The sequence below is a fragment of the Mesosutterella faecium genome (assembly GCF_022809315.2).
GTDB classification, from domain to species: domain Bacteria; phylum Pseudomonadota; class Gammaproteobacteria; order Burkholderiales; family Burkholderiaceae_F; genus Mesosutterella; species Mesosutterella faecium.
Map to the genome: position 1 here is coordinate 1,123,011 of NZ_JAKZJU020000001.1, position 26,150 is coordinate 1,149,160.

Annotated in this window: 22 protein-coding genes, 2 tRNA genes and 1 other RNA gene; 11 read left to right on the top strand and 14 right to left on the bottom strand. The window is 64.4% G+C overall.

The genetic code is table 11. The features are described 5' to 3' along the window. The first annotated feature begins 11 nt into the window (after positions 1-11). Positions 12-986: a LysR family transcriptional regulator gene (locus tag MUN46_RS05270; protein WP_243377259.1), complete on the top strand. Its 975-nt coding sequence runs from the start codon at positions 12-14 to the stop codon at positions 984-986. A 199-nt stretch (positions 987-1,185) separates the two neighbouring features. Here MUN46_RS05270 and rsgA read toward each other — a convergent pair whose 3' ends face one another. Further along, positions 1,186-2,124 carry a ribosome small subunit-dependent GTPase A gene (gene rsgA / locus MUN46_RS05275; RefSeq protein WP_243377258.1) on the bottom strand — a complete coding sequence of 313 codons (939 nt, stop codon included), beginning with the start codon at positions 2,122-2,124 and terminating at the stop codon, positions 1,186-1,188. Between the two features lie 197 nt (positions 2,125-2,321). Between rsgA and orn the strand changes: the two genes are divergently transcribed. Next, positions 2,322-2,885, top strand: a complete 564-nt coding sequence (orn, locus tag MUN46_RS05280; protein WP_243377257.1) for an oligoribonuclease — start codon at positions 2,322-2,324, stop codon at positions 2,883-2,885. A gap of 114 nt (positions 2,886-2,999) precedes the next feature. Here the strand turns inward: orn and MUN46_RS05285 are convergent, their stop codons facing one another. Continuing rightward, positions 3,000-3,638 carry a nitroreductase family protein gene (locus MUN46_RS05285; protein WP_243377256.1) on the bottom strand — a complete coding sequence of 213 codons (639 nt, stop codon included), beginning with the start codon at positions 3,636-3,638 and terminating at the stop codon, positions 3,000-3,002. A 121-nt stretch (positions 3,639-3,759) separates the two neighbouring features. Further along, the gene (locus MUN46_RS05290; protein WP_243377255.1) at positions 3,760-4,899 is read right to left on the bottom strand and encodes an AI-2E family transporter; all 1,140 of its coding nucleotides are present in this window, start codon (positions 4,897-4,899) and stop codon (positions 3,760-3,762) included. Between the two features lie 140 nt (positions 4,900-5,039). Here MUN46_RS05290 and MUN46_RS05295 point away from each other — a divergent pair. Next, positions 5,040-5,115 (top strand) — tRNA-Arg (locus MUN46_RS05295). 180 nt (positions 5,116-5,295) lie between these two features. Here the strand turns inward: MUN46_RS05295 and MUN46_RS05300 are convergent. Together MUN46_RS05300 and MUN46_RS05305 are read right to left on the bottom strand one after the other, a co-directional pair. Then, a complete protein-coding gene (locus MUN46_RS05300; RefSeq protein ID WP_243377254.1) occupies positions 5,296-6,450 on the bottom strand; it encodes an MFS transporter in 1,155 nt (384 codons plus the stop codon). Between the two features lie 17 nt (positions 6,451-6,467). Continuing rightward, positions 6,468-7,340 (bottom strand): carcinine hydrolase/isopenicillin-N N-acyltransferase family protein, encoded by an 873-nt coding sequence (locus tag MUN46_RS05305; protein ID WP_243377253.1) that lies wholly within the window; start codon positions 7,338-7,340, stop codon positions 6,468-6,470. Between the two features lie 168 nt (positions 7,341-7,508). On the opposite strand from MUN46_RS05305, the gene folE reads away from it, so the two are divergent. The 4 genes from folE (at position 7,509) to MUN46_RS05325 (ending at position 14,788) form a co-directional block, all read left to right on the top strand. After that, positions 7,509-8,198 carry a GTP cyclohydrolase I gene (gene folE / locus MUN46_RS05310; protein WP_237978156.1) on the top strand — a complete coding sequence of 230 codons (690 nt, stop codon included), beginning with the start codon at positions 7,509-7,511 and terminating at the stop codon, positions 8,196-8,198. A 127-nt stretch (positions 8,199-8,325) separates the two neighbouring features. Next, entirely contained in the window at positions 8,326-10,299 is a 1,974-nt protein-coding gene (locus tag MUN46_RS05315; protein WP_243377252.1) for a DNA topoisomerase IV subunit B, read from the top strand. A 160-nt stretch (positions 10,300-10,459) separates the two neighbouring features. Then, positions 10,460-12,832 carry a DNA topoisomerase IV subunit A gene (gene parC, locus MUN46_RS05320; protein ID WP_243377268.1) on the top strand — a complete coding sequence of 791 codons (2,373 nt, stop codon included), beginning with the start codon at positions 10,460-10,462 and terminating at the stop codon, positions 12,830-12,832. Positions 12,833-12,889: 57 nt separating this feature from the next. Then, positions 12,890-14,788 carry an ATP-binding protein gene (locus MUN46_RS05325; RefSeq protein ID WP_243377251.1) on the top strand — a complete coding sequence of 633 codons (1,899 nt, stop codon included), beginning with the start codon at positions 12,890-12,892 and terminating at the stop codon, positions 14,786-14,788. A 35-nt stretch (positions 14,789-14,823) separates the two neighbouring features. Here the strand turns inward: MUN46_RS05325 and gluQRS are convergent, their stop codons facing one another. From gluQRS to fdxA, 7 genes are read right to left on the bottom strand one after another with little or no spacing between them, the layout of a single operon-like run. Next, positions 14,824-15,690, bottom strand: coding sequence for a tRNA glutamyl-Q(34) synthetase GluQRS (gene gluQRS / locus MUN46_RS05330; protein ID WP_243377250.1), 867 nt, complete (start codon positions 15,688-15,690; stop codon positions 14,824-14,826). Continuing rightward, positions 15,690-16,100 (bottom strand): hypothetical protein, encoded by a 411-nt coding sequence (locus MUN46_RS05335; protein ID WP_243377249.1) that lies wholly within the window; start codon positions 16,098-16,100, stop codon positions 15,690-15,692. Before MUN46_RS05335 ends, gluQRS begins: the two co-directional genes overlap by 1 nt. Positions 16,101-16,141: 41 nt before the next feature. Next, positions 16,142-17,140, bottom strand: a complete 999-nt coding sequence (locus MUN46_RS05340) for an asparaginase (RefSeq protein WP_243377248.1) — start codon at positions 17,138-17,140, stop codon at positions 16,142-16,144. A 26-nt stretch (positions 17,141-17,166) separates the two neighbouring features. Further along, positions 17,167-18,369: an aminotransferase-like domain-containing protein gene (locus MUN46_RS05345; RefSeq protein ID WP_243377247.1), complete on the bottom strand. Its 1,203-nt coding sequence runs from the start codon at positions 18,367-18,369 to the stop codon at positions 17,167-17,169. Next, entirely contained in the window at positions 18,366-19,106 is a 741-nt protein-coding gene (gene nth / locus MUN46_RS05350) for an endonuclease III (RefSeq protein ID WP_243377246.1), read from the bottom strand. Before nth ends, MUN46_RS05345 begins: the two co-directional genes overlap by 4 nt. Positions 19,107-19,134: 28 nt before the next feature. Beyond that, the gene (locus MUN46_RS05355; protein WP_243377245.1) at positions 19,135-19,725 is read right to left on the bottom strand and encodes an RnfABCDGE type electron transport complex subunit B; all 591 of its coding nucleotides are present in this window, start codon (positions 19,723-19,725) and stop codon (positions 19,135-19,137) included. A 14-nt stretch (positions 19,726-19,739) separates the two neighbouring features. Further along, positions 19,740-20,063 (bottom strand): ferredoxin FdxA, encoded by a 324-nt coding sequence (gene fdxA / locus MUN46_RS05360; protein WP_243377244.1) that lies wholly within the window; start codon positions 20,061-20,063, stop codon positions 19,740-19,742. A gap of 207 nt (positions 20,064-20,270) precedes the next feature. Here fdxA and MUN46_RS05365 point away from each other — a divergent pair. Continuing rightward, positions 20,271-20,361: transfer RNA gene (locus MUN46_RS05365), tRNA-Ser, on the top strand. 118 nt (positions 20,362-20,479) lie between these two features. Here MUN46_RS05365 and MUN46_RS05370 read toward each other — a convergent pair. Then, positions 20,480-21,442: an AEC family transporter gene (locus MUN46_RS05370; RefSeq protein ID WP_243377243.1), complete on the bottom strand. Its 963-nt coding sequence runs from the start codon at positions 21,440-21,442 to the stop codon at positions 20,480-20,482. A 345-nt stretch (positions 21,443-21,787) separates the two neighbouring features. Here MUN46_RS05370 and dcuC point away from each other — a divergent pair, with 345 nt between their 5' ends. Together dcuC and MUN46_RS05380 are read left to right on the top strand one after the other, a co-directional pair. After that, positions 21,788-23,080: a C4-dicarboxylate transporter DcuC gene (gene dcuC, locus MUN46_RS05375; RefSeq protein WP_243377242.1), complete on the top strand. Its 1,293-nt coding sequence runs from the start codon at positions 21,788-21,790 to the stop codon at positions 23,078-23,080. A 182-nt stretch (positions 23,081-23,262) separates the two neighbouring features. Then, positions 23,263-23,853: a LysR substrate-binding domain-containing protein gene (locus MUN46_RS05380; protein ID WP_243377241.1), complete on the top strand. Its 591-nt coding sequence runs from the start codon at positions 23,263-23,265 to the stop codon at positions 23,851-23,853. A gap of 266 nt (positions 23,854-24,119) precedes the next feature. Here MUN46_RS05380 and MUN46_RS05385 read toward each other — a convergent pair whose 3' ends face one another. Beyond that, the gene (locus MUN46_RS05385) at positions 24,120-25,520 is read right to left on the bottom strand and encodes an ISNCY family transposase (RefSeq protein ID WP_285230533.1); all 1,401 of its coding nucleotides are present in this window, start codon (positions 25,518-25,520) and stop codon (positions 24,120-24,122) included. A gap of 211 nt (positions 25,521-25,731) precedes the next feature. Between MUN46_RS05385 and ssrA the strand changes: the two genes are divergently transcribed. Continuing rightward, positions 25,732-26,095: a transfer-messenger RNA gene (gene ssrA / locus MUN46_RS05390) on the top strand. The last annotated feature ends 55 nt before the right edge of the window (positions 26,096-26,150 follow it).

The window sequence follows — 26,150 nt, forward strand, 5'->3', positions numbered from 1 at the left end:
GGAGGCGGGATATGGGCAACAGCGCCGCATCCGACTGCGAGACCGTGCTGATGCGCAGCGCCGAGGCGTTTCTCGCGGTGTGCCGCACGCGTTCCTTTCACGAGGCCGCGGCCGAGCTCGGCGTGACGCAGAGCGCCGTGAGCCAGAAAATCGCGCTGCTCGAGTCGGCGCTTTCCGTCGAGCTCTTTGACCGCACGACCCGGCCTCTCACGGTGACGATCGAGGCGAAGCTCCTGCGCAGCTCGCTCGAGGGCGCCCGCAAGAAGCTGGGCGAGGCGATTCTCGCGATTCAGGAGGAAAACAGCAAGCTGCCGGACATCAATTTCGGCATGATCGAGTCGTTCACCCAGACCATGGGCGCCGACCTCCTGGTGAGCCTCAAGGGGCGGACCCACCGCACCATTTTCCGCCAGGGCTCCTCGGACTACCTCATGCATATGCTGCGGCGGCGCGAAATCGAGACCGTCGTCGTCCTCGACAATTTCCAGAGGGGCGACGAGTGCATGTGCGAGCCGATCATGGACGAGCCCATGGTGGCCGTCATGCCCGCCTCGTTTGCGGCCGGCTCGCCCTGGACCCTGCAGCGGCTGTCGCGCTGCGGGCTGCCTGTCCTGTCCTCGCCCCGCGACACCGGCATCGGCCTGCACATCGCGGCGGCCATGGACGCGGCCGGCGTGGACCTGCCCGAGCAGTACGGCATCGACAACAAGGCGGTTGTGCTCAACCTGGTCGAGAGGGGGTTCGGCTGGTGCCTCACCTTTCCGCTGGGACTGCTCGGCCACCGCCTGGACTGGAGCCGCTTCTGCATCAAGCTCGTGAACGAGCCCGGGACGACGCGCCACATCGTGGGGCTTGCCATGCGCAGCAACCCGTCCTCCGCCCTGAAGCTCATCGCGGAGAACTGCAGGAGGCTGCTTGTGCCCAAGGTGGGGCAGATCGAGCGCATCTGTCCGGAGCTCAAGGGCCGGATCCGCATTCATTCCTGAAACGATTAAACAGTTCTAATACTATCTATTAGTTTGAACTGTCTTTATCGAACCCTGCACCGGGCGGCAGCTAGAATTTGCAAAGATCCCTTTGAGAATGCAAAGATTTTTTTCTCTTCAGGGATCGCTGAATCAGACAAGTTCTCAGGCGGGGCCGGACGAATCAGGCTGCCGCCTGTTTTTTTTGAAGTTCAGGGCCTTAGGACGGGTAGGCTCGGCGGCTGAGGACGGAGCGCGCGAGCGCTTCGTAAAACTCATAGCGCCGGGGGCTGATTTCTCCCCGGTCGAGGGCGGCCTTCACCGCGCAGCCCGGCTCGGACAGATGCCGGCAGTTGGCGAAGCGGCAGCCCCGGGCGGCTGCCGCGGCGATGTCGGGCATGCCTGAGATCACGTCCTCGAGCGAGAGGTGCTCGAGCCCGAATTCTTGGAAGCCGGGCGAATCGACGAGCGCGCCGCCGCCCGGCAGGTCGTACCACCGTGCGGCGGTTGTTGTCTGCTTGCCGAGGTCGAGCGCCTCGGAAAATTCGCGGGTGAGGGCCCGCGCCTCCGGCACGAGCAGGTTCAGAAGAGTGGATTTCCCCATGCCCGACTGTCCGACCAGAAGCGTTCTGCGGCCGCGCAGCAGCGGCTCGAGAAGGCCGCGCGCCTCTTCGGGGCGGCCCCTGGCGGACACGCTGACGGTGCGCACCCCCAGGCCCTCGAGCAGCGAGAGCGCCTCGTTCGCTTCAGGGGCGCCTTCCTGCAGATCCGACTTGTTGCGCACCGCGGCCGCCTCGATCCCCGCCTTGCCGGCGGCAAGCAGCGCCTTCCAGATGAACCAGGGGTTGAAGGTCGGGCGGCTGGCGAATACGACGGCCACGAGGTCGATGTTCGCGGCGAGCTCCTTCACCCGCCACTTGTCGCTGCGGTAGAGCAGCGAGCTGCGCGGCAGGATGCCCTCGATCGCGGCCAGGCCGCCCGCGATGGAAACCTTCACCCGGTCGCCCACGACCACGTCAGCCTTTTTGCCCCTGCGGTGAGCTTCGAGAATCCGCCCCTCGCTCGTCCGGACATAGTGATGCCGGCCGTGCGTGGCGATGACCAGGGCCTCTGTGGAATTCAGGGCCGGAAGCGGGGATTTTTTTTCACCGGGGCGCATGCTGTCTCTTCAGGGAAAGCGGTTGAAAATCAAACTGCGGATGAACGCAGACTAGCGCGGACGGTTTTTTTCTTCAACATCGGAAAGGCAGGCCCCCAGGGTGTCGCCTGCGGCCTGAAAGTGCGAAAATGGCGGAAATTTCAGCCTGCGGCGCCGTCCGCGGGCGTGAGCTCAATTCAAGCATAAAGGGACAGAAAATGGCAGTGGAACGCGATCCCCGTTTTTCGGAGACGAATCTGATCTGGGTGGACCTGGAAATGACCGGCCTGCAGCCGGAGGTGAACCGCATCATCGAGCTCGGGGCCGTGATCACTGACGCACAGCTCAACATCATCCACGAAGGGCCCGTGATCGCCATTCACCAGAGCGACGCGGTGCTCGCGGCAATGGACGCGTGGAACCGCAAGACCCACGGCGAGTCAGGACTCGTGCGCCGCGTTCAGGAAAGCACGATCGACGAGGAGCAGGCCACGGATCTCTGCCTGGAGGTCTTCTCGCGCTTCGTGCCCCCGGGAAAAAGCCCGATGTGCGGCAATACGATCGGACAGGACCGGCGCTTCATGGCCCGCTGGATGCCCCGGCTCGAGTCCTTCTTCCACTACCGCTCGATCGATGTTTCGACTCTGAAGGAGCTTGCGAGGCGCTGGGCGCCGGAGGCGGTCTGGCGCTCCGTGAAGTCGACGAAGCACCAGGCGATTTCAGACATCAGGGAGTCGGTCGAGGAGCTGCAGCACTACAGGAAGCTGCTGATGAAGGTCTGAGGGCGGCTTTTCGCTCCTGAAGCAGAAAAAATCGAAGGCCCGGAAGTCCCCGGGCGTCAGGGGAGGCTTCCAGGCCTTTGCGTCGGACGCCCCTTGCGGGGCGGGGCGCCGCTTTTAGAGCTCGTGGATCACAAGATCGCGAGCAAGCCTTGACTTCGGGCGGATCGCGTTGCCGTCGTTGTCGGCGTGGTAGCCGAAGCTCACGACGAGCACCGAGGCGAGGCCTTTTTCCCCGAGGCCGAGCTCGCGGAAGTCAAATCCTTCCATGATGGTGGAGTCAATGCCGGCCCCGGCGGTCGCCATGACGACGAAGCCGCAGGCGAGGTAGGCCTGGCGGGTGAACCATTCCGTGATTTCGGCCGGGCTGATCTGGTGCAGGCCGACGAAGTGCCGGCGGCCCTGGTCCTGGGCGCTCTTCAGCTCCGTGTTCGCGTAGCGCCCGTCGAGATCCTCCTTCTCGAGCACGGCCTTCAGGTGCGATTCACGCGCAGCAAGGGGCACCGTGAAGACCACGACGTGGCTCGCCTTGAGAACCCTCTCCGCATTGAAGCTGAGGACGGCCTTGGCCACTTTGGCCCGGGCCGCCTCCGTCGAGGCGACGAAATATTCAACGGGCTGGTAGTTCACGGAGGAGGGGGCGAGCCGCAGGATTTCCTCAACCTTCGCCCAGTCTTCGGGAGTGATTTTCCGGCTGGGGTCGTAGTGCTTGGCGGTGTAGCGCTTCTGAACGGTTTCCAAAACGTTGCTGATCATGTGTTCCTGTCCTGAAAAAAAGCGGGCCGCGGGACCGCGGCGGCAGGATAAGTGTAGCGGCGGGGGCGAAACCCCGTCAGGCCGCTCCCGCCCTCTTCCCTGAAAAAGGGCGGCTCGTTTTTCAGCCGGCTTTCTTCTGCCCGTCGTCTCCGTCTTCAGCCGCCTCGCTCACAATTTCCAGCGTCTGCGGGGACTTGGACACGGGCTTGGCGAGCCAGGCCGTAAACAGCGTGGTGCCGAGCGACAGCAGGATCGGCCCGAGCAGGATCCCGAGGAAGCCGAAGGCGATGAGGCCGCCGAACACGCCGAGGAAGACGAGCGCCATCGGCAGCGGGGTGCCCCGCGAGATCAGCAGGGGCTTGAGGAAGTTGTCGACGCTTGAGACCACGCAGGATCCCCAGATCGCGAGGAAGACCGCATAGCCCACCTCCCCCTTGAGGTAGAGCGCGACGGCAAGCGGCCCCCACACGAAGGGGGGCCCCATCGGAACCATCGAGAGGATGAACACCATGAAGGCGAAGAGCGTCTTGTTGTCGATGCCGCAGATCCAAAAGCCGATGTAGGCGAGCAGCGCCTGGCCCAGAGCCGTGCCGAAAATCCCGAACACCACCGAGCGGGTCGTGTTCACGAGGATGTTCTGGAACGAGGAGGAGAGGTTGCCGCCCACTTTTTCAAGAAGGCTCTGGACTTTTTTCGCGAGCGTTTCGCCGTTCCTGTAGAAGATGAAGGCGACGGCCGCGATAAGGAGCAGCTGCACGATGATGTTCACCACCGAGGCGCTCGAGCTGATCACTCCGCGCGTGAGGGCGGTGCCGGCCTGCTTGATGGCCGAGGCGACTTCGGGGTATTTGACTATTTTCCCGAGCGGCTCGTGCAGGTAGGAGCCCACCCAGGGCAGAGAGCTTGCCCAGGCCGGCAGCGGCATGCCCTCGCTCACCCACTCGCGGATGAGGATGAGGGCGCTCGAGAGCTGCTGCATCGCGAAGATGACGATGAAGGTGAGCGGCAGGATCACCATCACGCCGATGATCAGCACCATGATGGCCGAGGAGAGCGTCCTGCGGCCCTTCACCAGCGCGTCGACCCGGAGGAAAAAGGGCCAGGTGACCACGCAGAGCATGGCGGAAATCAGGATGGCGGTGGCAAAGGGCGCGACCACCATGTAGCAGCCGATCGCGATCAGCACGCCGAAGGCGATCTTGATCAGCAGGTCGATGCGGTCGGCCAGGTTTTCCCTGAGTGAATTTAAGGGGATTCTCATGAGAGGGCTTTTAGAAATGCACGCGCTTGTTTTTCCGCCCATGGTATCGCGAAACACCGCTTTCGGGGGTCCGGCAAGCAAAGTTCTTTCATTTTGAGTAGAATCTATTCCTCGTTTCCGATCGAGGTCGGAAACCGGGCGTCCCCGTAGTTCAACTGGATAGAACAAGCCCCTCCTAAGGGTTAGATCCGGGTTCGAGTCCCAGCGGGGGCACCATTATTTTTAATAAAATCAATGTGTTAGAAGCACATTTGATTGTGCCCCTTTGTGGGCCGCTTAAGAGGCACCGCTAGGACAATGAGTCTTGGGGTGCTTTTTTATTGTCCGGCCCCAGGCGTCCGGACGTTCAGCGGCGTGCAGGGGAGAAGGCCCCGGGCCCTGAGGCAGAAAAGGGCTTCAGCCCTCGGACCTGTCCCTGAAGTGCACCAGAAGCGCCGAGCCTCCCATGAGGGCGGCCTGCGCGATGAAGATCCAGAAAACGCCGATCGCGGCGGTGATCGCGCCAAAGCACACGGGGACGATCGTGTGGGCGGCGTTCCGCATCATGGTGCGAATGCCGAGCGCCTCGCCCACGCGGCCGGCCGGAGCGTTGTTGTGCAGCAGGGTCATCACGTTGGGCTGGCTCGCGCCCAGTCCGAGGCCGAGCACGAACGCGACGGCCAGCAGCGGCGGCAGGGAAGTGAAGAAGGGAAAGGCGGCGTAGGCCGCCGCGCCCGCGGAAAGCACGAAGACCATGAACGACCAGGGGCCGATGCGCCTTGACAGGACCGGCATCAGGAAGCGGACGATGAAGGTCGCGGAATAAAACGACCCGATCAGCCAGCCGATCTGGGTGGCGGAAAGCCCGATTTCATGGCCGTAGACCGGGAACATGAAGTTTTCGAGCTCCCAGGCCACCGAGACAATGGCCGAGACGATGAGCACTACCCTCAGCTTCGGGTGGCCGAGCAGCTCGAAGGCGCCGCCCCTGCGGTTCCTTTTCTTCACTTCGCCCCAGGAGGCGGGCACGACCTTCAGGTTGAGGACGAATAAGGAAAAGCCCAGCGCAATGGCCAGCAGCGCCAGCGCGTAAGCCCAGCGGTGGCCGAAGAGGTCGATGGTGTAGCCCGACAGGACCGGAGCGCACAGGCCCGAGGCGGCGAACCCGACCGCGAGCCAGGAAAAGGCGTCGGTCCTGTGCTCGGGCCGCGACAGGCTGCCCATCATCTGCAGCGAGGCCATCTGGATGCACATGAACCCGATGCCGTCCAGAATGCAGCACAGATACAGGGGAACGATCCCGCAGCGGGCCATCGGAAAGGAAAAGGGAATGAGCGCTGCCGCGGCGAGGCAGGCCGCGCCCGCCAGAATCGGCTTTCTCGCCCCCGCCCGGTCCATCCACCGCCCGAAGGGCATGGCGAGGAAGGTGGGGAAAAGCGCGAGCAGGCTCATCATGACGCCGACCTGGAACGCCCCGCCCTGATGCACGAGCGCGTCCAGGCTCACGGTGACGCGCATGCAGGCGTAGCCGAACTGCAGCAGCACGCAAAAGGCAATGATGCGGAAGATCATGGCGGGCCGCCTTTGCCTTATTTCTCAGGCCCTGCCGGCCGGGCGGTTCCGGCCGGAGCCCCGGGGAAGGGCGTTTCGTCGGCGGACCTGAGCGACTTTGGGTCGTCCTTCCGCTCTTCCCACTCGAGATGCAGCTGCGGGGCGCCCGAGGCCGGAATCCTCACGGCCATGAAGGCGATCGTCCTCTCCCTGCGCGCTTCGCCCGTGCGCCAGATGCTGTCGTCGGGGCCGGCCGAGCGGTCGTGGCCCATGGCGATGAAGTCCTGGAGGCTGAAGGCCTTCCGAGAGGCGAGCAGGCTGCGGATGCGGCTCAGCCTCGCGGCGCTGCTTTCTCCGATTTTTTCGTTGAAGCGCTCCGAGCCGGGCTCGATGTAGTGGTTGGTGTGCGCGGCGGTGCCGTTTTTCACCCGCCGCACCGTGCGCGTAAGGTCCGGCAGCACTTCCACGATGGCCACCTCCGTGCGGTCGGCCAGGATGAAGTTCGCGGGATGGTCGAACACCTCCTTTGCCGCAAGCGCCTCCTCGACCGTTGCGCAGCGCTCCATCAGGTACTCCAGAGGTCGCTCGCCCGCGGGGCCCCTGAAGCGGGGGTAGGAAAGCCGCTTTTTCTTCGGGACGGATCCGGCGGTGGAAAGCCCTGCGGCCAGCCCCGCGCTGTTGATCCCCATATTGAAGGTGGGGCGCTTCCCGACAAAGAGCCCCCGGTATGCGTATCCCTTTTCGGGGACGACGGTGCGCAGCACCTGGCTGCCCGGCAGCTGGTCGCGGACCTTGGCCATGAGCGTGCCGCCGCCTGCGGCTGCGCCCGCGGCTCCGTAGAGCGTGCAGGGCAGAGCCGCGGGCGAGGCGGCGAGAAGGAAGAGGGATAAAAGAGCGGGTTTCATTCTCATGGCGCATCGTTTCCGAGAGGGGCTCAGCCCATCATAGTCCCGGTCCGTCCGCTTCAGGGCCTCCGGGAGCCGTTAAACTAAAGTTTTTAGCAATGAGAGGGCAGGGTGCGCGCGGACGGCCCGCGCAGAAGCACTCCGGGCCCGTGGCAAGAGAAGGGCAGCACAGCAATGAATAAAAGCGCCGGAAAGCTCATTTCGGACATTATCCGCGAACGGCTGCAGAAGGCGGGAGCGGACTTCTGCGCGAACGACAATATCGCCGAGTATCTGCAGGAAGGAGATCTGGAGCGGCTCCAGCAGGAGGTCGAGGAGCGGGTTCAGGCGCTGCTCGGCTCGCTGGTGATCGACACCGAGCGGGATCCCAACACCCGCGAGACGGCTCACCGGATCGCCAAGATGTACCTGCAGGAGGTTTTCGCGGGGCGCTATGCCCCCCGCCCGAAGATCACCGAGTTCCCCAACACGAAGAATCTCGACCAGGTCTACACGGTCGGGCCGGTCACGGTGCGCAGCGCCTGCTCGCACCATTTCGTGCCGGTGATCGGCCAGTGCTGGATCGGAGTGATTCCCTCGGGGCACCTGATCGGGATATCGAAGTTCTCGCGGCTGGCCCAGTGGGTCTTTTCCCGCCCGCAGATTCAGGAGGAGGCGACCGTGCAGCTCGCCGACGAGCTTGAGCGGCTCATTCACCCGCACGGGCTCGCCGTGATCGTGCGCGCCCGCCACGAATGCATGTCCTGGCGCGGAGTGAAGGAAAACGACTGCGCCATGACGACTTCGGTGATGCGCGGCTACTTCCTGAAAAACACCGCGACCCGCATGGAGTTCCTCTCCCTCATCCGCGATCCCCGCGGCTGAGCGCCGTCCGGTCCCGCCCGGGCCTTCCGCGGCCGGCGGGAACGGGCCGGGGCCCGCGGGGGCCGCGCGGCCGGCTGCGTTAAAATGGCCCGGCCTAATTTTCCAAAAAGTCTTACTCGCCTGCGACATGTCAACCCGAAAAACCACCGGCAGCTACGTCGAATCGAGTGTCCGCGTTCTCAAGGGACTCGAACCCGTCAAGGAACGCCCGGGGATGTACACCCTCACCTGCGATCCCCTGCACATTATTCAGGAGGTGATCGACAACTCGAGCGACGAAGTCCTCGCCGGGTTCGGCACGAAGATCGAGGTCTGGCTGCACAAGGACAACTCCGTGACGGTCGAGGACAACGGCCGCGGCATTCCCGTGGGCCTGCACCCGACGGAGCACCAGCCCGTGGTGGAGCTCGTCTTCACCTCGCTGCATGCCGGCGGCAAGTTTGACAAGACCAGTGGCGGGGCCTACGCCTTTTCCGGCGGGCTGCACGGCGTGGGCGTGTCGGTGACAAACGCGCTTTCGCGCCGCATGGAGGTCACCGTCTGGCGCGACGGACTGGAGAGCACGATCGCCTTCGAAAACGGCTTCACCGTCGAGCCCCTGAAGTCCCGCAAAAGCCCCAGGCGCAAGTCCGAGACGGGCACCCGCGTCACCGCCTGGCCCGATCCGAAGTATTTCGACTCGCCGGTGATCCCGGTTGACAAGCTCGTGCGGCTGCTGCGCTCGAAGGCCGTGCTCATGCCCGGCTGCGAGGTGATCTTCCACGACGAGACCGCGGGCAGCGACCAGCGCTGGCGCTACGAGGGGGGCCTGGGCGAGTATCTCGCCTCCGAAATGCAGTTCCAGCCCGTGATACCCGCGTTCGAGGCCGAGGGATTCGCCGGCCCGGAATCGGATAATTTCTCGGAGGGCGAGGGCGCCTCCTGGGTGGTCGCCTGGACCGAGGAGGGAGGGCTCGTGCGCGAGTCGTACGTGAACCTCATCCCGACCCCGGACGGCGGCACGCACGAGTCGGGCCTGAAGGACGGGCTCTTCCAGGCCGTGAAGGCGTTCATCGACGCGCACCAGCTCGCCGTGAAGGGCGTGAAGCTGCTGCCCGAGGATGTCTTCTCGCGTGCTTCCTTCGTGCTGTCGTGCAAGATGCTCGACCCGCAGTTCCAGGGGCAGACGAAGGACCGGCTTACGAGCCGCGACGCCTTGAAGCTGGTCTCGACCTTTGTCGCGCCGCAGTTCGAGTTCTGGCTCAACGACCACGTCGAGGAGGGCCGGAAGCTCGCCGAGCTCGTGATCCACCAGGCGCAGCGCCGGCAGTCCTCCGCCCCGAGAATCGACCGCAAGAAATCCTCGGGCGTCGCGGTGCTGCCCGGCAAGCTCACCGACTGCGAAAGCTCCGACACCTCCCGCAACGAGCTCTACCTGGTCGAGGGCGACTCGGCCGGGGGTTCGGCCAAGGTCGGGCGCGACAAGGAGTTCCAGGCGGTCCTGCCGCTGCGCGGCAAGATCCTGAACACCTGGGAAGTTGCCCAGGGACGGCTGTTTGACAGCCAGATCATTCACGACATCGCCACCGCGATCGGCGTGAATCCGCACGCCGCCGCGGCTGAAGGCGACCTGTCGCACCTGCGCTACGGCAAGATCTGCATCCTCGCCGACGCGGATGTGGACGGCTCACACATTCAGGTGCTGTTGCTCACGCTCTTTTTCCGGCATTTCCCCGCGCTGGTCGAGGCCGGGCACGTCTTTGTGGCGATGCCCCCGCTTTTCCGCGTCGAGGTGCCGGCCCGGGGCCGCAGGCCCGCGCGACGGATCTACTGCCTCGACGACCGCGAGCTTGCACGCACGCAGCAAAAGCTCGCCAAGGAGAAAATCGCCCCGGAGGACCTCACGATCGCCCGCTTCAAGGGCCTGGGCGAGATGAGCGCCTCGGAGCTCGGCGAGACCGCTCTCAACCCGGACACGCGCTGCCTGCTGCCGATCTCCTGGGGCGACGTGGACCGCGCGAGCACCTCGGCCGTGATGACGATGCTGATGGGGCACAAGGAGTCGGCCTCAAGGCGCGAATGGCTGGAGCGCTACGGCGACCAGGCCAACGCCGACGTTTGATGCCGGCCAAGGACAAACGCTTATGACAACGAAAGACGATCTGACGCAGCCCGGGGCGACGGCCGACGGCGCGGACGGAAAGGGGCCCGGAGAGGCCCGGGGCCAGGCTGCCCTCCCGGCGGCTGCGCAGCCCGATGCGCTTGCGCTCATGGGCCGCTTCATGGGCGAGACCGAGGCCGACGAGCGCGACGAGGGCAGGCTCACGCTCGCGCGGTTTGCGAGCCGCGCCTACCTCGATTATGCGATTTCAGTGGTGACCGACCGCGCTCTGCCCAACGTCTGCGACGGGCAGAAGCCCGTCCAGAGGCGCATCCTCTACGATATGTCGCGCGAGCTGCACCTGACGGCCGACAAGAACTACGTAAAGTCCGCCCGCGTCGTGGGCGACGTGCTCGGCAAGTTCCATCCGCACGGCGACCAGTCGGCTTACGACGCCATGGTGCGCATGGCGCAGCCCTTTTCGCTGCGCTATCCGCTGGTCGATGGGCACGGCAACTTCGGCAGCCGCGACGGCGACGGACCGGCCGCGATGCGCTACACCGAGGCGAAGCTCACGAAGATTTCCGAGCTGCTGCTCTCGGAGCTCGATCAGGACACGGTGGACTTTGTCCCGAACTACGACGGGGCCTTCAAGGAGCCGGCGGTGCTGCCCGCGAGGTTGCCCTTCGTGCTGCTCAACGGGGCGAGCGGCATCGCGGTGGGCATGGCCACCGAGATTCCGCCCCACAACCTCCGAGAGGTTGCCGCGGCCTGCCAGCTGCTGCTCGAGAACCCGCAGGCTGGGCTCGACGAGGTGCTTGCGGTGCTGCCCGCGCCGGACTATCCCGGCGGGGCGCAGATCATCTCGCAGCCTTCGGTGATACGCGAGATTTACCGCACGGGGCGCGGGGCGCTGCGCGTGCGCGCCCGCTACGAGTTCGAGGAGATGGCGCGCGGGCAGTGGCGGCTCGTTGTGACGGAGCTGCCCCCGGCGACCTCGAGCGCCCAGGTGCTCTCGGAGATCGAGTCGATCACCAGCCCGCGCCCGAAGGCCGGAAAGAAGTCTCTCACGCCGGAGCAGCAGCAGGCGAAGTCGGCCATGCTCGCGCTGCTCGGCCACGTGCGCGACGAGTCCGACAAAAACGTCCCGGTGCGGCTCGTCTTCGAGCCGAAGACCTCGAAGGTCGACCGCGACGGCTTTGTGGCCGCGCTCTTTTCACAGACGAGCCTGGAGTGCAACGCTCCGATGAACCTCGTCATGATCGGCGCGGACGGGCGCCCGCGCCAGAAGCCGCTGCTCGAGATCCTGCGCGAGTGGGTGGACTTCCGCGTGAAGACCGTCCGCCGGCGCACTGAAAACCGCCTCGGGCGGCTTCAGGACCGAATTCACGTGCTCGAGGGGCGCGAGAAAGTTCTTCTCAATATCGACGAGGTGATCCTCATCATCCGGGGCAGCGACGAGCCCAAGCCCGAGCTGATGCGTGCCTTCGCCCTCACCGACCGGCAGGCCGAGGACATCCTCGAGATCAAGCTCAGGCAGCTCACGCGGCTCTCCGAGATCCAGATCCAGAAAGAGCTGGCCCAGTGCCGCTCGGAGGCCGAGTCGCTTGAAAAGCTGCTTTCTTCCGAATCCAGGCTCGCCCGGGCTGTCGCCCGCGAAATCGGCGCCGACGCCAAGGCCTACGGAGATGACCGGCGAACGCTCGTGCAGCCCGCGCAGACACTGCAGGCAGGGCCCCAGATGGTCGACGAGCCGGTCACCATCGTGATTTCCCGCAAGGGCTACATCCGCACAAGAAGCGGCCACGGCCACGACATCTCGCTCATGAGCTACAAGGTGGGCGACGGTCCGGGCCGGGCGATCGAGTGCAGGAGCACCGAGACCCTCATCGTGCTGTCGAGCTCGGGGCGCTCGTACTCGATCGCCGTCTCGCAGCTTCCCGGATCGCGCGGCGACGGGCTTCCCCTTTCTAGCTTCATCGAAATGGAGCCGGGGGCCGAGGTCGCCGGCATGCTCTGCGGTCCGGCCGAGCAGCCGGTGTTCCTCGCGAGCACCCTGGGCTGCGGCTTCATTTCGAAGCTGGGCGACATGCCCGCCCGGGTGAAGGCCGGCAAGGCGTTTCTGCGGGTTGACGACGGCCGGGCGCTCGAGCCGAAGCTCATCGGCGCGGACCAGACGCTCATCGCGGTGCTTTCGGAGCGCGGCAGGCTGCTTGTCTTCCCGATCGGGGAAGTCCGCTCGCTGCCCTCCGGCGGGCTCGGGGTGCAGCTGATGGGGCTCGAAAAGGGCGAGCGGATTGTCGCCGCCCTGCCGATTTCGCCCTCCGGGGTCGTCGTGGAGGGAGAAGGACGGGCCAAAAAGCCGCGCGAGGAGCCTCTGAGCGGGCAGCGTCTCGCCGAGTACACGCTGCACCGCACAAGGAAGGGCCGCGGGGTCTCGCCCCGCCTGATCCGCGTGACGGGTCTTCGGGAGCTTCCCGCCAAAGGATCCCCGCAGCCTGAGGCCGCGGCGCAGCCTTCCGAGGATGAAGACGGCAACATGACCCTGCTTTAAGCAGAGGGGTCCGGGCGGCGGGCCGCCCCGCACCGCCCGGCAAGGTGAATTGGACAGATGAAAAACGGCCAGATCAAATTTCGCAGCCTCTCGATGAGGCTGCTCGCGCTCACGGCTCTGTGGGTGTCCTTTGTGGTGGGGGTGGTGGGCTATACGATGCTGCTCAGCTGGAACTCGGAGTCTTCGGCGGCGGCTGTGAACCAGATCTATGAAATCAAGCTGAGTTTCCACAAGGCAGGGGTCTTCGCCAACCCCGGCTATTCGCCCGAGATGCTCAACGAGGAGATCAGCCATACGGAGAAGCTGCTCGACGGCCTGAGCGAGGAGAACTTCTGGAAGCCCTTCAAGCTGCCCAACACGCCGCAGGTGAAGGAGGGAATCGACCGCGTGCGCCTCATCTGGCTCAATGAGGTGAAGACGCGGCTGGTCAACAAGCAGCGCACGGGCCTGGTTTTCAACTCCTCCGCCTTCCACGAGTACATCGGCGCGCTCGATTACCTGAAGAACATCATCGAAAGCTACCGGCAGAGCTACATCGAGCAGATGCGCTACCTGCAGGTGCTCATCATGCTGCTGGCGATCGGCAGCCTCTTTGTCATCCTCTACCTGCTTAACGTCTGGGTGATCCGCCCGGTGCAGGCGCTGGGCAAGGTGATAGGCCAGGTGACGGCCGGAGACCTGTCGGCGCGCGTGCACATCGGCCGCAGCGACGAATTCGGGCAGATCGGCGAGGGCTTCAACCGGATGACCGCGAGGCTCGAGGACCTGTACAACAACCTCGAAGAGAAGGTGGCCGAAAAGACCGCCTCGGTGCAGGAAAAGAACACGAATCTTGCCCAGCTCTACGAGATGACCACCTTCCTGAGCCAGTCCAACGGGATTGAGGACATGGCCGAAGGGTTCCTCGAGCGCATCCGCAGCTACACCAAGGCCGACGCCTGCGCCGTCCGGCTCTTCGACAGCGCGAGCGACAGGCTGCCGTTCGCCGCCTCGATCGGGCTCTCCGGCCAGTACCTCGACGTCGCCACCCGGGAACCCAACGAAAACAATCCGGTGCGCGAGGCCTTCTCCAAGCCTCTGCCCACGCGCTTCGAGCTTTCCTCCATCAGCACCGACGGGGCGAGGCTGCTCATGAGCGAGGGTTTTGCCTGCGCCTATATCTTCCACCTGAGAAACGGGCAGAACAACCTCGGCATCTTTGAGCTCGAGTTCAAGGATGACCGTGACATTCCTTCGCCCGCCTTCCGTCAGCTCGAATCCTTCGGCACGCATCTGGGAATCGCGGTCGAAAACTACCGGCTCAACGAGCGCGAGCGCCAGTTCGCCGTGGTCCAGGAGCGCACATTCATGGCCCAGGGGCTGCACGATTCGATCGCGCAGACGCTCTCCTTCCTCAACATGCAGGTGCAGCTGCTCGAGTCGTCGCTCGCGAGCAACGACCGTCCGATGGTGGCCGAGTGCGTGAAGCAGATCAAGGCCGGCGTTCAGGAGAGCTACGAGAATGTGCGTGAGCTGCTGCTCAACTTCCGGGAAAAGATCCACAAGGAGGACTTCAAGACCGCGCTGCTCACGGTGACCCGGCGCTTCGAGGCGCAGTCCGGCGTCGAGGCCCGCGTCGTGATCAACGGCAGCGGCCCGCACCTCACGGAAAAGCAGAAGCTGCAGATCACCTTCATCGTTCAGGAGGCGCTGTCCAACGTGCGCAAGCATGCGAAGGCGAAGCATGCGGAGGTGAGGGTGGAGAACCACGAGGATTTCACCGCCTCAGTGACCGACGACGGGGTCGGCATCGACCGCAGGCTGGCCGAGGCGCGGCGCGCGAGGCACGTGGGCCTGTCGATCATGGAGGAGCGGGCGAAGAAGATCGGGGCGAAGCTCACGATCGAGTCCGAGCCCGGGCGCGGCACCTGCGTGAAGGTCTTTCTGCCCGCCGCGGCGCGGGCAGCGGCTTCTTAAAAAAAGCGGAGGCCGCAGGCCGGGGGCTCTGTCCTTCAGCCGCCCCAGCGGCCGGCCCAGATCGGGATGGCCGCCCTGAGGAAGGCCTGGGGCGAGCCGGCTCCGATTCTCGGAAAGTCCAGCCCCGCCCAGGCCCGCTCGAGGCAGCCCATGGTGTCGTCCTCGGGCAGGGGCGCGGCCCCCGCCTGCTTCGAGAGCTTTTCCCCCCTTTCGTTCAGGACAAGCGGAAGGTGCAGGTAACGCGGCTGCGGCAGCCCGAGCGCCCTCTGCAGCGCGATCTGGCGTGGCGTGTTGTCGAGCAGATCCTCGCCCCGCACGATATCGGTGACGCCCTGGAAGCCGTCGTCCACCACCACTGCGAGCTGGTAGGCGGGCAGGCCGTCCGCGCGGCGGATGATGAAGTCTCCCAGCTCGCTTTCCAGCCTCTGGACAAAGGGGCCGCGGCGCCGGTCCGTGAACGCGACCGGTTCGTCGTCGACCCTCAGGCGTATCGAGCGCACGGGGCGCCCCCCTGTGCCGTTCCTGCACAGACCGGGATAGACCGCGGGATTGCCGCCGTGGATGCGATGCCAGTCAAGGATTTCATGGCGCGAGCAGGCGCAGCCGTAAGCCATTCCTTTTCCAAGCAGGCGGCTGAGTGCCTCCCGGTAGGCCCCGAGCCTGTCGTGCTGCCAGAGCACGGGCTCGTCCGAGGCCAGGCCGAAGCGGGCAAGCGTCTGCAGGATCTTCTCGCCCGCGCCCGGGATGTCGCGGAAGGGATCGATGTCCTCGATCCGCACAAGCCAGAGGCCGCCGTGGGCCCGGGCATCCAGCCACGAGGCGAGGGCGGCAAGGAGGCTGCCCGCGTGCAGCAGCCCCGTGGGCGACGGGGCGAAGCGGCCCCGGTAGGCCGGCTGCGCCATCAGAGGCGAGCCGCCCCGAAGCGGCCGAGGACGTAAAGAGCGACGCTGGCGGCCGCGACCTCCGCCACTGCGCCCGGAAGGTCTTCGGCCTCGAGCACGGGAATGCCGAATTCGCCCGCCTCGTTCATCATGAGCACGCTTTCCTCGTAGGAAGCCTTGAGAAAGGCTGTCACGGCCGCATCGGAGGGATCCGCCCCAGCTTCGTCAAGGAGCCCCGAGGCGCCGCCTCCGTCGTCAACCTTCCAGCCGCCGGTCTCCGAGTCCGGTGCCACGTACACCATCACCTCTTCGCCCGTGCCGGGGTAGGTGTTCGGGAACCGAAGGGCGAGCGTCTCGTTTTCTTCATCCCAGAGGGACTGCGCGGGAATGCCGCCGGCGGCGAGTCCGGCTAAGGGTTCGGGCATGGCCATGGCTGAAAGGCTCCTTTTTTGGCTCGGGCAGGCAGGAAAAGTCAGAAGCGGGCGAAGAGCGCCTGAAGGCTCTCCCGGGAGGCATCGGGCCGCGCGAGCAGCGCGAGCTGCAGCAGCACGCGCGCCTGGGCCGGCGACAGCGACCCGCCGCAGACAAAGCCGTGCTGCGCGTCATCGATTTCTCCGGCCGCGAGGACCGCGCCGAAGGGCGAGCGGCTCGCCCGCACGACGGCGATTCCTTCGGAGGCCGCGGCATCGGCCGCGTGCATGAGGCCCGAGGGGACGTTGCCGTCGCCCATGCCTTCGATCACGATGCCGCGGCAGCCCGCCTGCGCGCAGGCATCCAGGGCCACGCCGTCGACGCCCGCCCAGGTCGCGATGACCGCGACCCGCGGCAGCCCCTTCGATTCGTCCAGGTCGGCGCTCGAGGCAAGCGGCAGGCCGGGCACGCGCGCGGGAGCGGCTGCGAAATACACCTCTCCGTTCTGCGTCCAGCCCACCGGGCCCGTGATGCGGGCGCGGAACGTGGCCACGGAGGTCGTGTGCGACTTCAGCAGCCCGCGGGCGGCGTAAAGCTCGCTGTTCATCGCGACAAGCACGCCGTAGGCCGCGGAGGCGGGACAGGCGGCCGTGCAGACCGCATTGAAGATGTTTCTCGGGCCGTCGGCCGAAATGGCGGTCGAGGGCAGCATCGCGCCGGTGAGAACGACCGGGCGGCCGGGCTTGAGCACGAGGTCGAGGAAAAAGGAGGTTTCCTCCATCGTGTCGGTGCCGTGCGTCACCACGAACCCGTCAAACCGGTCCCGGTCCTCGTCGATGGCGCGGGCGAGCCGGATCCAGACCGTCTCGTTCATGTCCTGGGAGGGGATGTTCGCGATCTGGCGCACGGAAACCTGGGCTACGCGGCCGAGGTCGGGCACCGAGGCGAGCAGCTGCTCGCCGGAGAGCTCGCCCGAGTGATAGGCCGAGCCCGAGGCCGAGTCGCCGGTTCCGGCGATGGTGCCTCCGGTGGTGAGCACTTCAATGCGTGGAAGAGTCATGGTCTTAAAGGCCTCCGAAAAATGGGTCAGAGATGGAGCTCGTCGCGGATGAGCGAGGACAGGCGCTTCACGCCTTCCCGCATCAGGTCCTTGCGCACCGTCACAAAAGCGAGCCGGATGCAGTTCACGTCGGGCCGCAGGGCGTAGAAGAACTGGCCGGGCAGGTAGAGTATCTTCTTTTCAATGGCGCGCTGCATCATCGCGAAGGTGTCGAGCTGCTTCGGCAGGTGCAGCCAGATGAACATGCCCCCTTCGGGGTGCGTCCAGTGAATCTCTGGGTGCCGGGGCATCAGCTCCTCGAGCGCGGAGAGCATCGCCTCGGCGTGCTCGCGGTAGATCGCGCGGACTTCCGGAAGGTGCGTTTCCATGAGCCCTGAGGAAAGAACCCGGGCGGCCGCGAGCTGGTTCACGGCAGGCGTGGAGAGCACCGCGAAGCTCTGGATGAGCGTGAGGATGCGGATCACCCTGGCCGGTCCCGTGATGTAGCCCAGGCGGATCCCCGGGGCGAGGATCTTGGAGAAGGAGCTCATGCGGATCGTGCGCTCCGGGGCGAGCGAGCGGATGGTGCACGGCGGCGCCTTGCGGTACCAGAGTTCGCCGTAAGGGTCGTCCTCCAGGATCCAGAAATCGAGGCTGCGCGCCCGCTCGGCAAGCGCCTCGCGCGCTGCGCGGCCGAGCGTGCGGCCCGTCGGGTTGGAGAACGTGGGCAGAATGTAGGCAAAGCGTGCGCCGCGGGCCTCCTCGCCGATGGCCTCGGGCTCGAGCCCGTCGGGGCCTTCGGGCAGCTCGACGTAAGCGGGCCGCGACAGATTGAAGGCCTCGAGAGCGCCGATGTAGGTCGGGCGCTGGACGAGGATGCGGGAGCCCGGGTCGCAGAAGGCCCTCGCGCACAGATCAAGCCCCTGCTGGCTGCCGGAGGTGATGAGCACTTCATCGGGCGTCGTGGGGGTTCCGCGCTGCTCGGTCTCATAGCGCGCGACCGCCTCGCGCAGTTCAATCTCGCCCTGCGGGCCGGAGTACTGGAGGGCGCGCTGGGCGCTGCTGCGCAGCACCTCGTCGCAGGCCTTTCGCATCGCTTCGACCGGTAAGCCCTCGGGGCAGGGCAGGCCGCCGCCGAAGGAGATGAAGGAGGGATCCGTGCCCTCGGCGAGAATGGGGCCGAGGATGTCGTCGGGAATGCTCTGCGCCGTCAGCGAGAGGCGCGGCATGGTCTGAATGTTCTCAGTCATGAGTCCTGTTTCTTCGTTTTATTTTTCAGTGATGGGGACGCAGTCCCGCGCTTCCTGCGCGCCGGGCCTTTGGGAAGGATGTGCCTCACGGGCTCGGGCTCGGGCTTCGGGGTCTTTTCCGTGAACTCGCACAGAGCCTGGATCGGGCACTCCCAGCAGCGGGGGCGCCGCGCCGTGCAGCAGTACCTGCCGTGCAGCAGCAGCCAGTGGTGGGCGTTGCGCAGCAGCTCCTTCGGGCATGTCCGGCGGATTTTCTCCGAGACCTCGTCGGGAGTCGAGCCCCGGGCGAGTCCCGTGCGGTTCGCGACGCGGAAGATGTGGGTGTCGACCGCGACCGTCGGGTGCCCGAAGGCGACGTTGAGGACGACGTTTGCGGTCTTGTGCCCCACGCCCGGCAGCGAGCACAGCGCGTCGAAGTCATCGGGGACCTGGCCGCCGAAGCGCTCGATCAGCTCCCGGCACAGCCCGATCACGTGCTTTGCCTTGGAGCGGTAGAGCCCGATGCGGCTGATGTAGGGAATGAGCCCGTCTTCGCCCAGGGCGAGAATCGCCTCCGGAGTGTTCGCCCGGGGGTAGAGCACCGCGGTGGCTTCGTTCACGCTCCTGTCGGTCGCCTGCGCGGAAAGCACGACGGCCACCAGCAGCTCAAAGGGGGTGCTGTATTTCAGTTCGCTCTGCGGATTGGGCCTCGCGGCTGCGAGCGCGCGGTAAATGGCCTCTCTTTTTTCCTTGTTCATGGACGTCCTCGAAAGGCGGGAGCGGTTCTCAGTTTTTTTTCGGGGCGAGCCCCAGAAGGGCGAGGATGGCCTCTTTTCTTCGGGCTTCGTCGCCTTCGCCCAGCGACCGGTAGAGCTCGGCGGCCCTGGCGCGCTCGCCTTCGAGGCGGCTGAGCTTCTGCTCGTGGCGGCGCCTTGCAAGGCGGGCGTCCTCCCGGCTCCAGGCGCGGCCGGCCTCGACCATGTCGATGCAGGCAAGCGGGCAGGCGCTCTGGCAGAGGGCGCATCCCGTGCAGACGCTCTCGATCACGGCATGCAGCCTCTTTTGCCCCCCGATCACGGCGTCGACCGGACAGACTCGGACGCAGCGCCCGCAGCCGATGCATTCCGAAGAGCGGATGCGGGCGACCGCAAACGGCATCTCCCTGCCGTACTCCGGGTCGAGGGGCAGGGGCTTTGTGCCCAGGATCCGGGCGAGCTGCCGGATGCCCGCCTCGCCCCCGGAGGCGCAGCGGTTGATTGGGGCGCGGCCTTCGGCCATGGCCCGCGCGTAGGCGGCGCAGCCCTCAAAGCCGCACTGCCGGCACTGGGTCTGGGGCAGGGCGTCCTCGAGGGCCTCGAGAAGTTCGGGCTGAGCCATGGGGCGCGGCCCGCTCAGCGCTTCAGGTACTTCAGCTTGTCCTGGACGTTGGACCACTTTTCCCAGCCTTCCATCGGCGGCTTGCGGCGGGTGATCGAAGGCCACTGCTTTGAGAGCTCCGCGTTGATCTGGATGTACTGCTCCTGGCCCGCGGGAACGTCCTCCTCGGAGAAGATGGCCGCTTCGGGGCACTCGGGGATGCACACGGCGCAGTCGATGCACTCGTCGGGATCGATCACGAGGAAGTTGGGGCCTTCGCGGAAGGCATCGACCGGGCAGACGTCCACGCAGTCGGTGTGCTTGCAGTTGACGCAGCCGTCACAAACAACATGAGCCATGAAAATTACCTCTGGCAGTCAGTAAGACAAAAGCGGCAGGATCTGCCGTTCACTTAAGGAAAACTATTATTTTACTCCCGGAGGAAATTTGACAACGGGAAATCGGTATGTATAATTTCAAGTCTCGCTGATCGCTTGCGATCGCGTCCGGAGACGTAAACCTTTATCCGGGCCGGGCCTGAAAGGCTTGAGCGAAACCCATCCCATGGAAGGGTGGCAGAGTGGTTGAATGTACCGCCCTGGAAAGGCGGCATAGGGCCTCGCCCTATCGAGGGTTCGAATCCCTCCCCTTCCGCCAGTTTAAGCGCCCGGACGAGCAGAAGCCCGCCCGGGCGTTTCGTTTCTGAAAAAAAACGCGGGTCCGCGCCGGCAGTCCGTCCGTTTTCGCAGATGCCCGGCTCGTCCGGCCTTCGCTTTCAGAAGACGTGCTTCAGGGCTGTCACGACAAGCGGCACCGTAAGGGCCGACACGAGGGTCGTGATCACCATCGCGTTGGCGATTTCCGCCTCGATCACCCGGAACTGCTTGGCCATCAGGTAGACGTTCACGCCGCAGGGCAGCGACCCCAGAAAGACCACGGCGGTTGATTCGACGGGCCCGAGCCCGATCAGCCGGGTGAGGAGAAAAACGACCAGGGGCTGCACCGCGAGCTTTCCGAAGCTCACGATCGCGCCCGTGCGAAGGCCTTTGCCGATGCCGTATTCCGCAAGCCCCATGCCGACCACGACGAGCGACAGGGGCGTGGCCGCGTTGCCGAGAAGCCTCAGAGGCTCATCCACGGCGTACGGCAGCTCGATTCGCGTGAGGTTCCAGATCGCGCCGGCGAAAATCGACAGGATGAGCGGGTTCTTAAAGACGATTCTGGCGGTGTGCGCGAAAGCCGAGAGCGACAGCGCGCCGGTTCTCTGGGAGAGCTCCGCGGAGAAGGTCGCCAGAGTCCACAGCACCATCGCGTTAAGAGAGAGCACCGCGGCGACCGACGGGATGTACTGGTCGCCCAGCATCACCATCGCCAGCGGCAGCCCCAGCAGCCCGTTGTTGGAGAACACGCAGGCCGTCCCGAAGACCGAGGCGCCGACCGGTCCGATTTTGAGAGCCTTCTCCGCGAAAACATGGCCGATTGAAAAGACGATGAGGCAGGCGCCGAAGAAAGCGACGAGCAGCATCGGGTCGGCGCTGTTCTGGCTCTTGAACTGCTGGGAAAGCAGCCGGAAGAGGAGCGCGGGCAGCGCGACCGAAAAGGCGAATTTCGCGAGCCCGTCGCTCGCGCTTTTCGGGAACCGCCCCCAGCGGGACAGCGCAAAGCCCGCGGCAATCAGGATGAAAAGAGGAATGCTTTTGGAAAACTGGAGCGCGAACTGTCCGAGAAATGCATCCATGGCCTGTCCTCTTGTTTCCTGCCGCTGCCCGCGGGCTGATCTTTCGGTCTATTCTCCGGCGGATTTCCGCTGCCTTCGGGCGGCAGGATCCATTCATATATATGACTTTTCCTGGCGCTTCGCCGGCCGGTCCGGGGCCCGCCCGGGGCCGGGATGGCGCGCTGGCAGGCCTAAAGTCAATTCCGCCTTAGTGATATTTCGCCGGGCCGAAGGATAGAAAAACGTTTTGTCCGGGCTTATAGTAGCAGGGTCTGAAGCCGGCTGGACCGGAGGCCGGGACCCGAAGTCGGGCGGCCAGCCCGGTTCGCGCGCGTCAGGCGCAACAAAAAAACAGAGAGTAAAAAAATGCAGACTTTCACTACGATTGTTGCCATAGTCGGGGTGATCGGCGTCATCTGGGGCCTTGTGAAGCGCTACGAGACCCGACTGGTGCTGATTGCCGGCGGCCTGTTCATGGCTTTCCTGTCATTGAAGCCGATGGTGGCCTTCCACCAGTTCGACAAGTCGATGACGAACCCCAACCTGATCATCGCCATCTGTTCGGCCATGGGCTTTGCTGCTGTTGTGAAGCTCACCGGCTGCGACGTGCACCTGGTCGGCCTTCTCACCAAGCCTCTGAAGAAAATCGGCATCTTCCTGCTGCCCGCCTGCGGGCTCGTCACGGCTCTGGTCAGCATCGCGCTGCCCTCCACCGCCGGCTGCTCGGCCGCAGTCGCCCCGACCATCATTCCGCTGCTGATCCGCGCGGGCTTCAAGCCCGCGGTCGCGGGCGCCGTGGTGGTGGCCCCGATTTCGACCTTCGCCTTCTTCAACCCCGGCGTCTCGCATAACGCCTTCATCGCGAAGATGGCGAACATGGACGTGATGGACCTGATCGGCCTCAACGCGAACAGGCTCCTGATCCTGGGCTTCCTCACGATCATTCTCCTCACGGTGGTGTGCGTGGTCTACAAGGATTACAACAAGCATCAGACCAAGGAGGAAATGGAAGCGAACCTCGCCCTGGGCGGAGCGGGCGGAAAGGTGGAACTGCCCGAGCACCCGAGCGTGCTGCGCGGCATCACCCCGCTGCTGCCGGTCGTGATCCTCGTGGTCTGCTCCATCTGGTTCAAGGAGCTCAAGGTCTCGGTGGCCACGGCCATGCTGATCGGCACCATCTACTGCTTCCTCGTCACCCGCGCGAATCCTGCTGAGATCACGAAGAAGTTCTTCGACGGCATGGGCTCCGGCTACGCGAAGATCATGGGCATCATCATCGCGGCCGGCGTGTTCGCCGCCGGACTCCGCGCCGCGGGCGTGATCGACCAGCTCGTGGACTTCCTGAAGCACGCCCAGGCCGTTGCGAAGCTGGGCGGCTCCCTTGGGCCGTTCCTGCTCGGCCTGATCACGGGTTCGGGCGACGCTGCGGCCTTTGCCTTCAACGAGGCCGTGACGCCGCATGCTGCTGAATTCGGCATGACCATTCCTTCTCTGGGCATGCTCGCCGCCATCGCAGGCGGCCTTGGACGCCAGATGTCGCCTCTGTGCGGCGGCCTGATTCTTGTGGCCGGCGTCGCTGGGGTCTCGCCGATGGACATCGTGCGCCGCACGGCGCCGGTGATGACGATTCTGCTCATCGTGCTTTACGTCATTTCCTAAGAAACGGAAATTTCCCCGGCGTCAGGGCCTGCCTGAGCGCAGGCCTTCACGCGGGGAGCCTTCTGAAGACCCGGACGGAGCAGGACTCCCTCCGGGTTTTTCGTCTCCTGCAGCGCGAGCGGGCGAAGCGATTCAGGCCGTGCTAATTTACTTCCACGGCTTTTTTCTTCCAGGAGACAGCGATGGCTGGCAAAACCTTTCGGCTGGGCATTCTCGAGAGCGTGCTCAGGACCCGGCTCGAGCCCGTGCGAGTGCGGCTTGAGGCGGCCTGCCCGATGACGGTCGCGGTCGGGCACAGCCGCGACCTTTTCAGGCGCCTGAAGGCGGGCGAATTCGATGCGGTCTTTGCAATCGACTGCCCGGAGGATCCGGAGATCAGGCGGGCGAAGGCCTTCGGCGAGGACGTGATGCTGATCTATCCCGACTCGCACTGCCCGGTGGAGGGCGCCGCCGATCTCGAAGACCTGCCGATGGCGGCCCTGCCCGAGGGCTGCTCCTACAGAAAGCGGCTTCTGGCCTGGATGGACAGACAGGGAGTGAAGCCTCTTTTAATTGAGGATCAGCCCGATTACGCCTCGATTCTGCGGACGGTCGCCTCGGGCGGCGGCTTCGCTCCGGTGCCGGCCTCGGTGCTGTCGGCTTCGGGCGTGAAAAGCGAGATTCAGGCCGACCGGCTCGAGGGGCCCGAGGGGCGCGTGTGGGTTGAGCTGCTGTGGCGGCCCGAGGCTCCCGCGCAGGGTATCGCGGCCCTGCGCTCGGCGCTTGGGTTTTGAGGAAATTTGTCAGCGGCTTTGTTAGAGCAAAGGGAAAATGTCACATGCCAGCACAACGGGACTATGTCACACCCTAGCAAAGCGATTATGACACCAAAAATTCTCCGCCAAAGACAGAAATTGAGAGCCCCCTGGGGCCCTTTATCGTCTTCATGGAGAACACCCTGCCCACGCTCTGTCGGGCGCTCGCCTCAAATGGGCTGAAGCCCGTGCGGGCTGTGGGCAGGTTGGGAAAAAAGATCTTCTGAGAGCCTGTGTTGATTTCATTATTTGCCAGATCTGTTTTTCCGCTGCTTCAGCTTTTCTTCGAGTTCACGGGCCTTTTGGTCACGCTCTTTTCTCTGGGCCTGCCGTTGCTTCGCTTCAGCCATTTCGCATTCCAGCTTCATGACGAAGCCGTTGGGTCGCAAATCTTCCTTCTCAATGATTCGATCCAGGCATGCGTCTATGGTCTTCGATGACTCAAGGTATTCCGTGCGCTCGAGCGTTTTTCTTTTCCGGGCTTCAAAGCAGAGCAGATGTTCTTTGCCCCGTGCATCCCGGTAGACCATTTCCGGCGCACGGCCATCCGGGTACTCGATGACGCTGACTTTCTTGCCCATCAGCTCAAACTTCCGAGCGCTCGCATTCTTGAGCTGCAGGATCGACCCCCCGAAGGAGACGCTCAGAGATTTGCTCAGAACGCGTTCGTGCCACCAGGCGCATATGCGTTCAATCTCGGGCATACTTTCTTCAGCCACCGCACAGTTTGCGCTCAGGGGTTCTCTTGGGTCGATTCCAAACCGCTGATTGAAATCCCTGATCAGTTCGTCCATGCGCTGATTGGCGGTGGCCATGTCTTCGATTCCCATGACCCTGAACTCATGCGGCCAGCGCCCCTGCAGCGTCTTGAACAGGCGTTCTATCCGGCCTTTTGCCTGCGGGCTCTGAGCGAATATCTGCTCGATCTGAAGCTTGTCGCAGACTCTCTGAAACTGTGTGCCCTCTACATTTTTGGACCGGCCCTGAGCCAACGCGCGGAAAGTGCCGTGCCGATCGCTGTATAGCGCAAGGGGGATTCCGTGCGCCCTGATGTATTGGAGCAGCACGGTCATATAGCCCGCCGCGGTCTCCGAGGGAAAGAACCCGGCAGCGGCGATTCTGCCGGTCGCATCGTCAATGAACGCGATTAATGAGCACTCTTTCTGACCGGGGCCGAACCATCTGTGCGGGCTGCCGTCGATCTGAACCAGCTCGCCGAACCTTGACCTTCTGCGCCTCAGAAAATGACCGGCTCTTCTGAGCCCCTGCTCTGAGGCCTGAGGGCTGAGTTCTCTCAGAATCTTTCGAACAGTTTCCTTCGACACTTTGATCCCTTCGTTTTTCACAAGGTACTGAGTCAGGAGCGTCGGAGGGAAATCCTGATATTTTGTAACTGCCAGTTCTATGATTTTTAAACGAATATCGTCTGGCAGGCGGTTGCTCGGGGGCCGCCCTTTGTTGCCATGGGGCGGATCTGCGGCTTCGCCCCTTTTCCAGGCGGCCAGCCTGCGATAGAACTGGCGAATGCTCAGCTTCATCGCTTTGGCTGCCTCCGGCACCGAGAGCAGGCCGTAGGCGACCTGTTCGAAAATCTCCTCTGTGCCGGTCTGGGACTTCGGGGCTCTTTCAGGAAGCGAGTTTTTCATGTGCGACTCCTAAAAAACAGGCTCTCTGAAGTGATTGTGTGACAAAATCGCTTTGCCGGGGGCTGTCATGCAGATTGCCGGCTTATGACAGAGTCGCGTTGCCGGACCATGACATAGTCCCGTAGTTTTCCGTGACATTATCGCGTTGCTCTAACAAAATTTGTCAGCGGCTTTGCTCCTTGCTTCAAAACGGGTAAAATAAATTCTCTTTGGGGCTGCCTTGGTTTCGACGTGGGTCACGAAGCGGCACAATGCATGTCGAGGTCCGGAATCCTCGTTAAACAGTTCGGAAAGTAATAAACGCCAATAACGAGCGTTACGCTCTCGCGGCTTAATCCCGCGGGATGATGCACCGGCTTGTCTGAGGGCCGGGTCAGGCAACTGACAGCATCACCATATACTCAGGCTGGATCTGCGCGGAGTCGTGACGCGCAGGTTGAGATCAAGCGACTGGCTTTCGAAGGGCCCGCCGACGGGCATGAGCGAAAGTGAGACTTTAAAATCCGCCGGCTAAGCATGTAGATTTGTACGGGGACGATTTGCGGACGCGGGTTCGACTCCCGCCAGCTCCACCAGACACATATCCCAGGCTGCTTCAGGGCGCCTGGGGTTTCATTTGCCCCAAGCCGG

Bases quoted from the DNA above. Each gene is read 5' to 3' on its own strand.
- MUN46_RS05300 (WP_243377254.1), bottom strand. From the start codon at position 6,450: ATGATCTTCCGCATCATTGCCTTTTGCGTGCTGCTGCAGTTCGGCTAC.
- gluQRS (WP_243377250.1), bottom strand. From the start codon at position 15,690: ATGGCGCAGCCGGCCTACCGGGGCCGCTTCGCCCCGTCGCCCACGGGG.
- MUN46_RS05325 (WP_243377251.1), top strand. From the start codon at position 12,890: ATGAAAAACGGCCAGATCAAATTTCGCAGCCTCTCGATGAGGCTGCTC.
- MUN46_RS05345 (WP_243377247.1), bottom strand. From the start codon at position 18,369: ATGACTGAGAACATTCAGACCATGCCGCGCCTCTCGCTGACGGCGCAG.
- MUN46_RS05385 (WP_285230533.1), bottom strand. From the start codon at position 25,520: ATGAAAAACTCGCTTCCTGAAAGAGCCCCGAAGTCCCAGACCGGCACA.
- MUN46_RS05335 (WP_243377249.1), bottom strand. From the start codon at position 16,100: ATGGCCATGCCCGAACCCTTAGCCGGACTCGCCGCCGGCGGCATTCCC.
- parC (WP_243377268.1), top strand. From the start codon at position 10,460: ATGGGCGAGACCGAGGCCGACGAGCGCGACGAGGGCAGGCTCACGCTC.
- dcuC (WP_243377242.1), top strand. From the start codon at position 21,788: ATGCAGACTTTCACTACGATTGTTGCCATAGTCGGGGTGATCGGCGTC.
- MUN46_RS05355 (WP_243377245.1), bottom strand. From the start codon at position 19,725: ATGGCTCAGCCCGAACTTCTCGAGGCCCTCGAGGACGCCCTGCCCCAG.
- MUN46_RS05270 (WP_243377259.1), top strand. From the start codon at position 12: ATGGGCAACAGCGCCGCATCCGACTGCGAGACCGTGCTGATGCGCAGC.
- MUN46_RS05290 (WP_243377255.1), bottom strand. From the start codon at position 4,899: ATGAGAATCCCCTTAAATTCACTCAGGGAAAACCTGGCCGACCGCATC.
- MUN46_RS05370 (WP_243377243.1), bottom strand. From the start codon at position 21,442: ATGGATGCATTTCTCGGACAGTTCGCGCTCCAGTTTTCCAAAAGCATT.
- MUN46_RS05285 (WP_243377256.1), bottom strand. From the start codon at position 3,638: ATGATCAGCAACGTTTTGGAAACCGTTCAGAAGCGCTACACCGCCAAG.
- orn (WP_243377257.1), top strand. From the start codon at position 2,322: ATGGCAGTGGAACGCGATCCCCGTTTTTCGGAGACGAATCTGATCTGG.
- fdxA (WP_243377244.1), bottom strand. From the start codon at position 20,063: ATGGCTCATGTTGTTTGTGACGGCTGCGTCAACTGCAAGCACACCGAC.
- nth (WP_243377246.1), bottom strand. From the start codon at position 19,106: ATGAACAAGGAAAAAAGAGAGGCCATTTACCGCGCGCTCGCAGCCGCG.
- MUN46_RS05340 (WP_243377248.1), bottom strand. From the start codon at position 17,140: ATGACTCTTCCACGCATTGAAGTGCTCACCACCGGAGGCACCATCGCC.
- folE (WP_237978156.1), top strand. From the start codon at position 7,509: ATGAATAAAAGCGCCGGAAAGCTCATTTCGGACATTATCCGCGAACGG.
- rsgA (WP_243377258.1), bottom strand. From the start codon at position 2,124: ATGCGCCCCGGTGAAAAAAAATCCCCGCTTCCGGCCCTGAATTCCACA.
- MUN46_RS05380 (WP_243377241.1), top strand. From the start codon at position 23,263: ATGGCTGGCAAAACCTTTCGGCTGGGCATTCTCGAGAGCGTGCTCAGG.
- MUN46_RS05305 (WP_243377253.1), bottom strand. From the start codon at position 7,340: ATGAGAATGAAACCCGCTCTTTTATCCCTCTTCCTTCTCGCCGCCTCG.
- MUN46_RS05315 (WP_243377252.1), top strand. From the start codon at position 8,326: ATGTCAACCCGAAAAACCACCGGCAGCTACGTCGAATCGAGTGTCCGC.